Origin of the sequence: Collinsella sp. AM16-21 (assembly GCF_003471905.1) — a bacterium.
Taxonomy (GTDB): domain Bacteria; phylum Actinomycetota; class Coriobacteriia; order Coriobacteriales; family Coriobacteriaceae; genus Collinsella.
The window spans coordinates 321,341-335,518 of the sequence record NZ_QRKJ01000001.1 but is presented as its reverse complement, the minus strand read 5'-3'; the positions used below and the strand labels follow the sequence as shown (position 1 = coordinate 335,518).

General features: G+C 61.4%; 13 protein-coding genes. 12 read left to right on the top strand and 1 reads right to left on the bottom strand.

Annotation, left to right across the window (positions count from 1 at the left end; genetic code table 11):
• Positions 1–176: 176 nt before the first annotated feature.
• The 11 genes from DW180_RS01485 to DW180_RS01435 all read left to right on the top strand — a co-directional run bounded on the left by DW180_RS01485 (position 177) and on the right by DW180_RS01435 (position 10,625).
• A complete protein-coding gene (locus tag DW180_RS01485; RefSeq protein ID WP_117758398.1) occupies positions 177–1,028 on the top strand; it encodes a type III pantothenate kinase in 852 nt (283 codons plus the stop codon).
• Between the two features lie 82 nt (positions 1,029–1,110).
• Positions 1,111–1,635 (top strand): dCMP deaminase family protein, encoded by a 525-nt coding sequence (locus tag DW180_RS01480; RefSeq protein WP_117584124.1) that lies wholly within the window; start codon positions 1,111–1,113, stop codon positions 1,633–1,635.
• Between the two features lie 170 nt (positions 1,636–1,805).
• Positions 1,806–2,084: a NifU family protein gene (locus DW180_RS01475; protein WP_099432127.1), complete on the top strand. Its 279-nt coding sequence runs from the start codon at positions 1,806–1,808 to the stop codon at positions 2,082–2,084.
• A 109-nt stretch (positions 2,085–2,193) separates the two neighbouring features.
• Positions 2,194–3,015, top strand: coding sequence for a prolipoprotein diacylglyceryl transferase (gene lgt / locus DW180_RS01470; RefSeq protein WP_117640264.1), 822 nt, complete (start codon positions 2,194–2,196; stop codon positions 3,013–3,015).
• A gap of 144 nt (positions 3,016–3,159) precedes the next feature.
• A complete protein-coding gene (locus DW180_RS01465) occupies positions 3,160–5,343 on the top strand; it encodes a DUF6020 family protein (protein WP_233545134.1) in 2,184 nt (727 codons plus the stop codon).
• A gap of 167 nt (positions 5,344–5,510) precedes the next feature.
• Entirely contained in the window at positions 5,511–6,317 is an 807-nt protein-coding gene (locus DW180_RS01460) for a YebC/PmpR family DNA-binding transcriptional regulator (protein ID WP_006234926.1), read from the top strand.
• 166 nt (positions 6,318–6,483) lie between these two features.
• On the top strand, positions 6,484–7,029 hold the full coding sequence (locus DW180_RS10435) for a hypothetical protein (protein ID WP_147356496.1): 546 nt from the start codon (positions 6,484–6,486) through the stop codon (positions 7,027–7,029).
• Positions 7,022–7,399: a DUF2273 domain-containing protein gene (locus DW180_RS10430; RefSeq protein WP_233545132.1), complete on the top strand. Its 378-nt coding sequence runs from the start codon at positions 7,022–7,024 to the stop codon at positions 7,397–7,399. The genes DW180_RS10435 and DW180_RS10430 overlap by 8 nt, the downstream gene beginning before the upstream one ends.
• 44 nt (positions 7,400–7,443) lie before the next feature.
• Complete coding sequence (locus DW180_RS01445; protein ID WP_118237059.1) at positions 7,444–7,959, top strand: Asp23/Gls24 family envelope stress response protein; 516 nt, start codon at positions 7,444–7,446, stop codon at positions 7,957–7,959.
• A gap of 206 nt (positions 7,960–8,165) precedes the next feature.
• Positions 8,166–9,188 (top strand): YitT family protein, encoded by a 1,023-nt coding sequence (locus DW180_RS01440; RefSeq protein WP_082435553.1) that lies wholly within the window; start codon positions 8,166–8,168, stop codon positions 9,186–9,188.
• Positions 9,189–9,242: 54 nt separating this feature from the next.
• Positions 9,243–10,625 carry a zinc-ribbon domain-containing protein gene (locus tag DW180_RS01435; RefSeq protein ID WP_118237057.1) on the top strand — a complete coding sequence of 461 codons (1,383 nt, stop codon included), beginning with the start codon at positions 9,243–9,245 and terminating at the stop codon, positions 10,623–10,625.
• Between the two features lie 140 nt (positions 10,626–10,765).
• Here the strand turns inward: DW180_RS01435 and DW180_RS01430 are convergent, their stop codons facing one another.
• Entirely contained in the window at positions 10,766–12,229 is a 1,464-nt protein-coding gene (locus DW180_RS01430) for a M20 family metallopeptidase (RefSeq protein ID WP_118237055.1), read from the bottom strand.
• A gap of 168 nt (positions 12,230–12,397) precedes the next feature.
• Here DW180_RS01430 and DW180_RS01425 point away from each other — a divergent pair, with 168 nt between their 5' ends.
• The gene (locus DW180_RS01425; RefSeq protein WP_233503852.1) at positions 12,398–14,035 is read left to right on the top strand and encodes an amidohydrolase; all 1,638 of its coding nucleotides are present in this window, start codon (positions 12,398–12,400) and stop codon (positions 14,033–14,035) included.
• The last annotated feature ends 143 nt before the right edge of the window (positions 14,036–14,178 follow it).

Here is a 14,178-nt window from a genome sequence, read left to right as displayed (position 1 = left end):
TATATCCGCTTCCCCCGGGAGCGCCGATACGGATACGGCGCGGGAAGTCGGGTTACCAAGGGCCGCCGCGTGAGCTCGCGCGCGACCGCGCACCAGTATAGCCGCAAGTTAGTCATTTTGGGATGACTGGTTTAGGTAGGCGATATACTGCTGGGCAGACGAAAGGAGCGCCGACGATGCTTAATGGGTGCGCATATATATTGACGGTCGACGTGGGCAACACGTTCATTCGCTTTGGCCTGTTTGCCGAGGATTCGGCCGCGGCGCAGGAGCGCCCGCTTGCGACATGCGAGATCACGACGCCGTCGAGCATTACGGCCGACGAAGCGCGCATGCGACTTATGCAGGTCATGGGCGCGCTCGCCGCCGATGCAGGTGTGCCCGGGGTGCTTGCACCCGCCGCGGCCGTGCTGAGCTGTGTAGTCCCGGCGCTCGAGCGCCCGTGGAAGGCGGCACTTTCCCGCACCTGCACGGGGCGCGTGCTCACCGTGGGGCCGGGACTTAAGACCGGCATACCCGTGCACTACGACGATCCGGCCGAGATCGGCCCCGACCGCATCGCCGATGCCGTGGCGGCCCGCGCCGTCTACGGCTCGCCGTGCATCGTGATTGACCTGGGCACGACGACCAATATCGAGGTCATCGACGTGCACGGTACCTTTGTGGGCGGCGTTATCGCGCCAGGCCTGGCCCTCGGCGCCCGTTCGCTTTCGGCGGCAGCAGCGCGCCTACCCCAGGTTGAGCCCTCGGCGCCAACGCACGTCATCGGACGCAACACGCGCGAGGCCATGCGCTCGGGTGTGGTTTTGGGCGAGGTAGCCCGCATCGACGGAATGCTCGACATGGTGCTTGCCGAGATGCGCGCGACCAAGGCTGCGGGGGAGGGCGATGTGCCCATCGTCATTACCGGCGACGATGCCGAGGCACTTGCGGCGCTGGTCGGCCATAGCCTGACGGTAGACGACGCGCTGACGTTGCGGGGTCTCGCCGAGCTCTACCGCATCAACCAAAAGCCCCGCCGCGCGTAGGGCGAGGGGCTGGTGGGATAAGCGCCCCTACCTTTCACCTGCTACAATGGGCCAAACTATTGCGATTGCGGAGGTGTCTGCCATGTCGGACGATCTTCATCAAACCGCGTCGGGCAAGCGCCGCGACGTTATTAGCTGGGACGAGTTCTTTATGAGCGTGGCCATCGCCGCGCAGCGCCGCAGCAAGGACCCCAACACGCAGGTGGGAGCGTGCATCGCCAGCACCAACCACCGCATCCTTTCGGTGGGTTACAACGGCACGCCCTCGGCGCTCAACGACGACTTTTTCCCGTGGGGTACGAGCGATGACCCGCTGCAGGACAAGCACAACTACGTGGTCCATGCCGAGGCCAACGCCGTGCTCAACTACCGTGGCTCGCTCAAGGACCTCGAGGGTTCCACGGTTTACGTCACGCTGTTCCCGTGCCACGACTGCGCCAAGATCCTGGCGCAGGTGGGCGTGGGCGAGGTCGTCTACCTGGACAATAAGTATGCCGACACCGATGACGGCCGTATCAGCCGCCGCATTCTCGACTCCTGCGGCATCAGCTACCGCCAGGTCATCGTCGATGTCCAGATTGGTACCGGGGGACAGGCTCGGCAGTAGCGCGTGCCAACGCCAGCTGGCGGCAAAACAGCCAAAAGAGCCCCGTCCCAAATTGACTGCTCGTGAAAGTCGTGTCCGCACGCATGGCTGGCGCCTAAGCGGGTACATGGCTGTAGTAACATAGCCCCTGTCCGCGGGCGTGCCCGCGTTATTGTGAGAAAGGAGCCCTTGTGGCTGTTAACGAAGAGCTGCTTAAGAAGGTTCTTGAAGAGATTCGCCCCAACCTGCAGGCCGACGGCGGCGATATGGAGTATGTGGGCGTCGACGACGAGGGTGTCGTCAAGTTGGAACTACAGGGCGCCTGCGCCGGCTGCCCCATGAGCTCGCTGACCCTGTCTATGGGTATCGAGCGCATCCTGAAGGAGCACGTGCCCGGCGTCACCCGCGTCGAGCAGGTCAATGCTTCCGGCGAGACCGACGACCTGTACGACGAGTACGCGCCGTTCTAAGATGCGAAAGCTGCGGACGACATGCTCCGCATAGACGTTACGCCCAGATATGCGGCTGCGAGCGCAAGGCCCGCGGCCGCATTTGTATGTAGGGAGTAGGAGGGTCGACATGCTCAACGACTTCTACCATATGCTTGATCCCGTCGCGATTTCGGCGGGGCCCATCACGATTTACTGGTATGGTCTGGCCTATGTGGTCGGTGCCCTGCTCACGGCGGTTGTCATGTACCGCACGCAGCGTCGCTGGGGCTTTAGCATCACGATTGACGACCTGACGAGTGTCGTGGTCGGCGTGGTCTTTGGCCTTATCATTGGCGCCCGTCTGTTCTACGTCATCTTTTACGGCGACGGCTACTACTGGGCGCACCCGCTCGAGATCTTTGCCACCAACGAGGGCGGCATGAGCTTCCACGGTGGCCTGGTCGGCGGCATCTTGGGCGGCATCATCGTGTGCCGCATGTATAAGCTCGATGCATGGACGTTGGCCGATCTTGCCGTCATTGGCGCTCCGCTGGCCCTGTGCCTGGGCCGTTGTGCCAACTTTGTCAACGGTGAGCTGTGGGGCAAGCCGACCGATCTGCCCTGGGGCGTGGTCTTCGGTGGCACCGCGGGCGATATGTCGCGTCACCCCTCCCAGCTCTACGAGGCATTTCTTGAGGGCATTGTGCTCTTTTGCATTCTGCAGGTGCTCAGCCGCAAAAAGCCGCTGCTGCCCCAGGGCACGTTTATGGGCGTGTTTGTGATGGGTTACGGCATCGTCCGCTTCCTCGTCGAGTTCGTGCGCGTGCCCGACGCCCAGCTTGGCTATCTGCTGGGCGGCGTCATCACGATGGGTCAGCTGCTGAGCCTTCCGCTCGTTATTGCGGGCCTGGCGCTCATCATCTTCGCCCGACACCGCAATCGCCCCCAGCGCATCTACCTCGACGCTTAACCACCACATACGACCACAAAGGGGGCAGGCACCTTTGTGGTGGTTTGCTGGGCAATGATGACAGAACCGTAACGTTTCCCCAGATAAAACCTGCCAAAATAAACCTGTCCCTTTTTGGCAGGTTTCTAGAAAGGCTTTCGGACTGTGAAGGATTCCGATCTCTCCACAACGGCTGCGCGCGACGCGGCCCGCATCGTCTGGTTTAAGCGCTACCCCGCCAAGCAGACGCTCATCGCATTTCTGCTCGCGCTGTTGGCGACCACGGCGTTTTCCATCGATCCCGCCCCGGTGTCGAGCAACGCAGTCTTGGCGATTGACCCCAAAGCCTCGGGCATGCTGTACGTGTGCTACGAGGTGCTCCTCTCGTTTGCCGGCCATACCGACGCGGTCATGCTGCTTGCGCTTGCCTGCCTGCTCACGCTGCCGTTTCGCTACGTGTTCTTTGGCCGTGGCGACACCTGGCGTCCATCGATCATTCTGCCGTCGCTGTTTTTCGCCATCTGCATGGTGTTCGGCCGCAGCTACGACCTCACCGACTCGGCCGAGATTGTTCTTGGCGACAAGGCCCGCATCATCTGCGCCTGGATTGGCGGCGCGGGCTGGATGCTCCTAGCGATCGTGGCCTTCTATCTGGCTTTTGAGTGTCTGGATTGGCTGAGCTCCCGACGCATCCCGTTTTCCGAGGCGCACTTTGGCCGCATATGGCGTGTGGCTCACGCCGTGCTCTCGGTCCATCCCTTTGCCGGGCCCTTCCTGGTGCTTATGATCGCCTGGGCGCCCACGCTCATCGCTTCGCTGCCCGGCCTTTTTATGGGAGATACGGGTGCGCAGATTCGCCAGTGGTTCAACTATCCCAACGGCACGAGCGACTACCTGCGCCTACTCAACCCCAACGTGCTGCTCAACGGGCATCATCCCGTAGTGCACACGGCCATTATCGGCTCGTGCGTTCAACTGGGGCTTTCGCTGTTCAACAGCGCTAACGCGGGCCTCATCATCTATACCTGCGCTCAATTTGTCATCACGGCTGCCTGCATGGCCTATTCCATTTCGTCGCTGCGCAAACTGGGCGTGAGCCTGCCGGTTCGCGGTGCGATCCTGCTGTTCTTTGCGTTTATGCCGATGTTCTCTAACTACGCGGCGTTGCTCACCAAAGACGTGCTCTTTGCCGACGCGTTTTTGGTGCTGCTGGTACAGACCGTCAAGCTCGTGGCATGTGGCTTGCCCCGTCGTGATGCCAATGCCGAGCGTGCGGGCGAACAGAGGCCCGTGCTCTTTGCGCGCCACGACTGGCTGTTGCTTGCGCTGGCTGCCATGGGTTCCACGTTTTTGCGCAATGGCGGTCTGGTCTTTCCGTTGGCGGCCTGCGTGATTGCGGCGGCGTTTTGCGCATGGGATGTACATGTCGCCCGTCGTGCGGCTAAGCAGACGGGCACCGCGGTCTCATGCGCCACGCCGCGCTTCCGCTGGGTTGGCGTCCTCGCGGTGCTTGCACTCTGCCTTGCCTCTAATATGTACTTCACCAAGGTCTTTATGCCGGCGCACGACATCACGCCTGGTTCCAAGCGCGAAATCCTCTCGATTCCGTTCCAACAGACGGCTCGTTTCGTCCAAAAGCACGACGGCCTCAACTCGGGCGTCAACCCCACGGTAAAGGAGGACGGCACCATCGTGGAGGCTCCTTGCGACGGCTTGGTGACCGATGAGGAGCGCGCCGTGATCGACCGGGTGCTCAAGTACGAGAATCTGGGCCGCCGTTACAACCCGGATAAGTCGGATGCCGTCAAGAACTGCTTTAACGAGTACGCCTCGCAGGAGGACATCAAGGCCTATTTTGAGGTCTGGGCGCAGATGTTCAAAAAGGATCCCGAGTGCTATATCTCGGCGCTCATCAATAACTATTACGGCTACTTTTATCCGAGCGCGCGCGATGCCTGGGTCTACAGCACGGCGCGTAGTGCCGAGATCATGGCGCGTCCCGACAACCTCAAGTACTTCGACTTCCATCCGGTTGACAGCAACGTGGTGCGCTGGTGCGACCACCTGATCAATCTGTACCGTGTGGCGGTGCAGCGCATCCCGTTTATTTCGCTCACCATGAGCTCGGCCACCTATGTGTGGATTATGATCGCCGTGGTGGTCTACCTGCTGCGTCGTCATTCATGGCGTGCGCTGGCGATCTGGGTGCCGCTGTTGGGCGTGCTCGCCGTGTGCCTGATTGGTCCGTGCAACGGCTCGACCTACATGCGCTACCTGTATCCGGTCATCGCCTGCATGCCCTTCGCCATCGGCGCCACCGTCACCCGCAGTGACTTCCTCTGGTCCTAACCTGGTGCATTGGGGTCAGGTTTCTTTGCTGCACCAAAGGGGCCATCATCACGACGCCTTCATTTTGGGGTTTATCTTGCAGGCCAGTAGGTATATCATAACGACGTTTGTTTATATTGCCCGAGCATCTGCGCTGGGCTTTAGGTCGAAACCGATAGGAGACACGTATGTCCGGACACTCTAAGTGGGCCACAACCAAGCATCGTAAGGGCGCGCAGGACGCCAAGCGTTCCGCCCTCTTCTCCAAGCTCAGCCGCAACATCACCGTTGCTGCCCGTCTCGGCGGTGACCCGCTGCCCGAGAACAACGCCAGCCTCGCCGCTGCCGTTGCCAAGGCCAAGGCTCAGTCCATGCCTAAGGACAAGATCAAGTCCGCTATCGACAAGGCTTTTGGTTCGGGTGCCGATGCCGCCGTCTACGAGAACATCGTGTACGAGGGCTACGGTCCCGCCGGTGTCGCCGTCTACGTCGACTGCCTGACCGACAACCGCAACCGTACCGCCGCTGATGTCCGTTCCGCCTTCTCCCACGCTGGTGGCAACCTGGGCACCTCCGGCTCCGTCGCCTTCCAGTTTGAGCGTAAGGGCCAGATCGTCGTCGCCAAGGAGATCCTGGACGAGAACGCCAAGAAGGAGACCATGATCGCCAACGGTGCTGCCGGTGACGAGGATGAGTTCATGATGGCCATCGCCGAGGCCGGTGGCGAGGACTACGAGGATGCCGGCGAGGAGTGGATTGTCTGGACTACTGCCAACGAGGTCATGGCTGTCTCCAAGGCGCTCGAGGAGCAGGGCGTCCAGGTCAAGGGCTCCGAGACCACCATGGTCCCGACCACCCCGACCGAGGTCTCCGGCGCCGACGCCAAGAAGGTCCAGCGCCTCATCGACCGTCTTGAGGAGCTCGACGACGTCCAGGATGTTTACAGCACCATGGACATGACCGACGAGGTCATCGCTGCCCTCGAGGAGGAGTAGCGCCCGCACGGGTTAAGCCGTGCATATCTGGGCATAATGAAGCGAGCATGCAAGCCTCGTGGAATAGATGAGCCGGATCCGCGTGCGTAGAGCACCGGACCCGGCTCTTTTATAATGATGCGAACCGTTCTGCATTTCGAGAGCCGAGATTTGAAGGGAGCGCCGCGTGCGCGTACTCAAACGAGCCCTAGCGATCGTGTATCTTGCCGCCACCATCGTGGCGCTGGGTACGCTTGTCTGCCAGTTTTGGGGGCCGTATACGTATCGCTTTATGCTGCTGATGCGCGACCCCATGCCGCGCATCGTCGTGACGGCGTGCGCCGGCGTCGTGGCGTTTGGCGTACTGCTGAGCTTTTTCCGCCTGATGTTCGCCCGTCGCGAGCCGTCCTGCGTGCATCCGGCGGGGGAGCGCAATATCGAGGTTACCCTTGCGGCGCTTTCTTCGTGCGCCAGGGTTGCTGCCGAGCGCGACGACCGCGTGATGGTCGAGCATGTCGAGGCCCGCGTCCAAGGCCCCGACGATTCGCACGTCCGTTTTAAGGTCGAGGCTATCGCGCTTGACGATAAGGACGTGGCATCTCTGGCTACCGCGATGCAGCAGCGCATCGAAGAAGCCTGCGATACCATGCTCGGCGCGCCGGGTACGACCGCGCGCGTCCGTTTTTTGCCGTCCAAGACTACCGTCCAGACCGTGGAGGTTTCCGGTGAGTGATACCAATCAAGATAAGACCGCTCGTACGCCGCGTCTGACGATTGACCAGAGCGCCACGCCGGCGAGCGAACCTGTTGATTTCAAAGCAGAGGCAACCGAGTTACAAGAAGCGGCAGCCGCGGATTTTGACGAGGCTGTGGGTCTCATCAAGGGTACGGGCGCTGCCATCTGGAGCTATGCGGTGCGTCGTCCCAACACCACGCTCGGCGCCGTCGCCGGCTTTATCCTCGCCGTGTTGGTGCTCACGTTGGGCCTGTGGGACACGCTCGTCATTGCATTCTTCGTGCTGATCGGCGCTGTGATCGGTCAAATTCGCGACGGCGAGAACGGGATCGTCAACTTCTTCGGCCGTTTGTTTAGCGGCCGCTAATATGTATTCGACTGTCGCATCCGCGGCAGGCATAAGGAGGAACCATGGCTTTTAATACGAAGGTCGATGTAGCCGATACCGAGCTCGAGGAGAACGAGGCGGTCGTCGCCGAAGCTGAGGATGTGACGCTCGAGAATGAGGCTCTCGTCGAGGCCGAGTCCGATACGGATGAGGACGACGAGGAAGCGGACGAGTCCGAGGACTCGCTCACCTATTCCAACGGCGTGATCGAGAAGATCGTTGCTATGGCCACCCGCGAGGTTCCGCACGTTCTGGGCATGAAGGGCAACCTCATGCACTTTGTGCAGGAGCAGTTTGGTGCCGAGAATCTGACCAAGGGCGTGACGGTCGAGGTCACCGATGACAATCGCGTGGTCGTCAACATCTCCGTCATCATCGAGTACGGCGCCTATGCGCCCGCGATCTTCGACGATGTCAAGGCACGTGTCGCCGAGCGTCTTGCCGCGATGACCGGCCTTGAGGTGGCGGGCGTCAACCTGCGCATCGAGGATGTCATCACCCCCGAGGAGTACGAGCATCGCACCAGCCAGCACGAATAACCTTCCAAAAAGGGACAGGTTTGTTTTGGCAGGTTTTATCTGCGAAAACGTTAAACGGCCGACCGCGCAAGCAAAAGCGTGGCCGGCCGTTTTTGTACGCTCCCGATGTAGTCATACCGCTCGTCTAACTGGGGGTTGCAATCCCTACGTTCCGCGTTACTCTAATGGGCGCATTGTTTCCAAATTGTTAACGAGGGGTTGCCGTAATGGCCGACGAGCACGAAACAGAAAGCAAGGCATGGGCGATTGAGGCCGCTGCGGCAGAGGCGGCGTCGCGTGCTGCCGAGGAGGTGCATCGTCCTCCCGTGGTGCCGATGGAGCGCGTGGTCGATCGCGATGTTATCGAGCGGGGCGAGCGCGCTGGTCGCAAGCGCAGTCAGGAGCCGGGCTTTCCGCGCTTTTTTGCCGAGCTCAATTTGGGCCTGATCCTCACGGCCTTTGCCATCGTTGCGTTTAAAACCCCTAATCACTTTGCTTTTGGCGGCACCTCGGGCGTGTCGGTCATTCTGTCCACGCTGTTCCCGACCCTGCCCGTCGGCGTTTTTATGTGGATTATCAATGCGGTCCTGGTCGTTTTGGGCTTTATCTTTTTGGAGCGCAAGGCAATCCTGTGGAGCGTCTTTGCCTCGTTTGCGCTGTCCGCCTATGTCTCGCTGTTTGAGCTCTTTATTCCGACCGATGTCTCGATGACGGGCGATATGTGGCTCGACCTGTGCTTTGCCGTGATTCTGCCGGCGCTCGGCAGCGCTATCGTCTTTGATATTGGTGCCTCGACGGGCGGCACGGACATTCTCGCCATGATCCTCAAACGTCGCACGACGCTCGAGATTGGCCGCGCCCTGCTGTTGGTCGATATCGGCATCGTGACCATCGCGGCCTTCTTGTACGGCCCGCGCGTCGGTCTGTATTGCGTGCTTGGCCTGTTTGCCAAGACGCTCGTGGTCGACAAGGCCATCGAGAGCATTCACCTGCGCAAAGTCTGCACGGTCATTTGCTCCGAGCCCCTTAAGGTCGAGGAGTTTATCGTCAAACATCTCAACCGCACGGCGACGATCAGCCGCGGCTACGGCGCCTTCTCGGGCAAGTGCGTGACGGTGATCATGAGCGTGCTGAGTCGTCGCGAGGCCGTGCAGCTGCGTCGCTACGCTCGCGAGATCGATCCGGGTGCCTTTATCACGATCGTCGACAGCTCCGAGATCGTCGGCAAGGGTTTCCGCGGAACGAACTAACGCGGTCGAGCTTATCAAACAATCGAATAGCGCCCTGCGCATTGCAAATGCGTCATGTTGGAGTATTTGTCCCCACATTGGGTGATAATGATGCCAAAGACATCGTTTGCGATCCAGATGATTCGCTCAAGATACGAAGGGATGATCTCGATGTTCTGTTCGCAGTGTGGTGCCCCCATGGGTGATAACGACAAGTTCTGCGGCGCGTGTGGTGCCCCCAATGCCGGTGCCGCAGCCCCTGCCCCTCAGGGTCAGCCCCAGCAGTTTGTTCCGCAACCGCCCGTGGCGAATGCGTCCAAGGGCTGTGTGGCTCAGGCGTTTGAGGACATGACCAAGACGCCGGGCGTGCTGCAGCGCGTGTGCCAGATCGCCTTTTTGCCGGCGCTGATTTGTGTTGTGTCGGTGCTCGTGCTGTTCATTCCCGTTATCGGCGGTATCGCGGCTGCCATCGGCTTTTTGGCAGCTTGCATTGCGAGCGTGTGTGGTTCCGGCTTTGGTATTGAGTGGGGTCGCGATCTGTCGCTCAAGGTTGATGACGGTATGGATCGTCCACTCATGCGTTCCACGTCGTTTGGCCTCGGAGTCTTTTCGAGCGTTATCTCGGTCGTGCTCGAGGTTATCGCTGCCATTCCCGTTATCGGTGTAGTGCTTTCGCTGGTGGAGAGCGTGGTAATTGGCGCCGCGGGCTCGTATTCGTATTACGGCTCTTATGCACTCGAGGCAGCGCTGTTCGGCTCGCTTGGCCTGCTTGTCCTGGCTATGATTGCCACGGCGGTCTTGGGGGTCTTCTTTAAGATGTTCGCCGACATTGCCGTGATGCACTTTGCGGTGACCGGTCGTGTCGAGAGCGCGTTTTCGCTCGATAAGGTCTGGGCGGCCTTTAAGCACAACAAGACCAAACTGTTCTGCGCTTCGTTCCTTCCCGAGTTTTTGACGGGCCTGGTCGCCAACGTTGTCACCTGGATCCTGACGTTCGTCTTTGGCACCATTGCCTCTGTCGGTATGTATAGCTACTACTACCGTCCTTCGGCTATTGAGGCGCTTGTTACCGGCGGTGGCATCACGCTCGTATTGTTCTTGGTGCTGACGGCGTTTGTCACGGTATTCCTCACGGTCTTTGGCAAGATGCTCAAGCACCGTGCCGTTGGCTATTGGGTTGCGCGCTACGCAAGCGAGTGGGCCGACGAGGACAAGGACGACGTCCTGACTTTTGTGCTGCCGTTTGAGAAGAAGTCTGCTCCGGCTGGTTTTAGCGCCGACGCAGCGCCCGTATCCGATTCCGCTGCGGCGCCGGCGCCTGCGCCCGAGCCCGCGCCCGTGCCTGAGCCTGAGCCTGAGCCTGAGCCCGAGCCCGCGCCCATGCCGGAACCGGAGCCCGAGCCTGCACCTGAGCCCGAGCCTGCGCCAAGCTCCGACGAGGACCCGCAGGACGAGTAACCCTGCCACCTGCCATTTGGGGACGGGGTAGAAACGGTAGAAATAGCGCTTGACAAATAAGCGGGGGCGGACGTGCCGAAGCGTCCGCCCCCGCTTTGATATCGCGATGCGGCTATGACTGCGAGATGGTCGTGGATCGACTACTCGTTGTGCTTCTCCTCGCGGCGGGCGGCGGCGCGAGCGTCGTGGATGCCCTTGATTGCGGCGTGTCGGGCGGTGCGGGCATCGTGCATGGCGTCGCGGGCCTCGGCGGCCGTGGCCTTGGCAGAGCGCAGTTTGGCTGCCAGGTCGGGATTGGTCTCGGCGACCGCGGCAATCGTGGGGCCGTCGAGCTCTTCTTGTGTGGGCTCGGCCAAAAAGTCGATGGCATATTGGGCGGCCACCATGGAGCCCTTGGCCAGTACCGACTCGTCAATCTTGTAGAAGCAAGAATGTTGGGCGTACGTGGCGCCAATCTGGGGGTTGCGCGTGCCAACAAAGGCGAGCACGCCCGGTACGCGGCGCAGGTACTCTGAAAAATCCTCGCCCGAAAGCGTGCCGCGATAATGGCCTTGGCCGGTGGGGCCCAGGCATTTGATTACTGCCTGGCGGCAGCGCTCGCTCGAGGCGGCATCGTTTTCGACCTTGTAATTGGCGATGGTGTAGTCGGTGAGCTCTGCCTCGGCGCCCAAGGCGGCCGCGGTATGCTCCACGATGCGGCGCATGAGCTCCGGCATTTCCTCGTGGGTCGAATCTCCGTAGGTGCGCACCGTGCCGGCGAGGTAGGCCGTGCCGGCGATAACGTTGCGCGCGGTGCCGCCGTGCAGCTCGCCGACGGTAATGACGGCCGGCTCGTAGGGACTGATCTCGCGCGAAACGATGGTCTGCAGAGCGTTGACGATCTCGGCGGCAACCATAACGGCGTCGTGACCGCGCTGGGGCATGGCGCCGTGGCACGAGGTGCCGCGGACGTCGATGCGGAACCAGTCGGTATTGGCCATGCGCGGTCCGGGCTCGCAGCTCACGGTGCCGGCGTCGACCTCACTCCAGATGTGCGCGGCGTAGGCGCCATCGACGCCGTCGAGCACGCCCGTGCCGATCATGAGCTTGGCGCCCTGGCCGTTTTCCTCGCTGGGCTGGAAGACGATGCGGACTTCGCCGTGGATGTCGTCGGTCATATGGCGCAGGATTTGCAGCGTGCCGAGCATCATGGCGATGTGGCAGTCGTGGCCGCAGGCGTGCATGCAGCCCTCGTTGACGCTGGCAAACTCCTCGCCGGTCTGCTCGGTGACGGGCAGGGCGTCGATGTCGGCGCGCAGCAGGATGCGGCGGCGTGGCGTGCCGTCCTCGCGATAGGCGTCGGGCGCGGTGCCGCGAAGGGTCGCCACCAGGCCCGTCTTGAGGGGACGCTCGTAGGGGATATTCATGGCGTCGAGCTGGTTGGCGATGTCGGAGGTCGTGCGCTCCTCGGCAAGGCTCAGCTCCGGGTGCTTATGGAAGTGCCGGCGCTGCTTGATGATATAGGGTTCAAACTCGGTAGCGATATCTTGGATGGCTGCGGTGACGTCGTCAGCCGCTCGCACTTCGGTCGCCGCCATAATCTGCTGTGCCTTGGTCTTCGTCATGGTCGATTTGCTCCTTGCTGGGTTGATCGCAAAATCGTACAGGCTCTCTCCAGTATGCCACCTGCCGCTAGGGCTGGTAAAGTTGCCGTTTGCCGCTTGGGGTTTTGTTACAAGGGCGGGGGAGTACACTCGGGGGTGTTGAATTTCCTGCCAGAGATGGGGATGCCCATGCAACATATCGATCGGATTATCCGCTCCAAGAACGTCTTTACCGCGCAAGACGGCATCGATACCGCCCGCGAGCTGGCGATTGCCATCGCAGGCGACCGTATCGTCGCAGTCGGTGCGCCCGATGACGTGATTGCCGCCGCGCCTGCCGCCACGCCGGTTATCGACTACGGCGAGCAGTTTGTCTGCCCAGGTTTCCATGACGCTCATCTGCACTTCTTCCATACCTCGGTCGGCTCCTCGCCGTACATGCTCATGGATATGGGCACGTCCGAGGCGGCGCTGGTGCAACACGCGCTCGAGTTTTCCCAGGACCTGCCCGACGACGCTTGGGTTGTGACTCAGGGCTGGCGCGACTACCGTTGGGACCCGCCCGAGCATCCTACCAAGGCGTCGCTCGATGCGGCATTCCCCGATCGCCCCTGCGTTATGTATTCGGGCGACGGCCATACGCTGTGGCTCAACAGCCGCGCACTCGAGGCGCTCGGCGTCACGCGCGACAGCGAGCCGCCAGCGGGCGGTGGCTACGACAAGGACGCAAGCGGCGAGCTCACGGGCATTGCTCACGAGGCGGCTGCCATGCAGCTGCTACCGCGCTGCCTTGAGTGGCTGGGCGAGGATCGCATCGCAAGCGCTTACGCCGATCAAATGAGGCGGATGGCCGAGCAGGGCATCACCTCGATATGCGATATGTCGCTCATGCCCATGCCGGGCTGCGACTTTATCCGCGACGATGTCTACGACAAACTGCAGGCAGCCGGCAAGCTGGGCATCCGCGCCCATTTGTTTCCCACGCTGCTGGATGACCAATCGCGCTTGGAAGAGCTACAGACCCGCTACGCGAACAACGCGCTGCTCTCGGCGCCAGGCTTTAAGCAGTTCTTCGACGGCGTGTCGAGCGAACACACGGCATATCTCACCGAGCCCTATACCAATCCGCGCTTCCCGGGCGACCAGGGCCGTCTGACAGTTCCTGCCGAGCGCATGCGTAAGCTGGTTCTGGCGGCCGCGGAGCGCGGCCACACTGTGCGTATCCACGTCATCGGCGACGGTGCCATCCATGCTGCGCTCGATATCTTTGAGGAGGCGGCAGAGCTCTACGGCCTGCCCCAGCACGGCCATAACACACTCGAGCATCTGGAGAACCTCCTGCCCCAGGACATCGATCGCCTGCGCAAGCTCAACGTGGTCGCCTCGAGCCAGCCCTGCCACATCACGCTCGATCCGGGTGGCCCAGAGCGCGACTTTGGCCTGGAGCGAAGCCGAATCATGTGGCCGTTCGCAACCTATAAGCAGCGCGGCATCCGCCAAGCCTTCGGAACTGACAGCCCTATCACGCCCGTTACCAGCATGAACGTGCTCTACACGGCCATCACGCGCCAGGACCCCAAAAGCCACTGGCCCGAGGGCGGCTGGTTGCCGAGCGAGCGCATCGATGCGGCAACGGCTCTGCGCAACTACACTCTGGGCAGCGCCTATGCAGCGGGCGACGAGCAAAACCTCGGCAGCCTGGAACCCGGTAAATACGCCGACCTGGTAGTCTTGGACCAAAACCCACTCACCATCGACCCCCAAGAACTCCAAGCCACCAAAGTCCAAGCCACCTACCTAGCCGGCAACCTGATCTACGAGCGCTAGCCCCATACCCCACCCATAAGGGGCGCGTTTCTGCAACGTGCCCCTTTCTTGTTCGCACCATCTGCATCGCCATTTTGCTGCACTGACTTTTCTGAATGCCGGGCCCGAATTAGTTAACCTGCCTCCCGTGTGGCTCCGGCGGG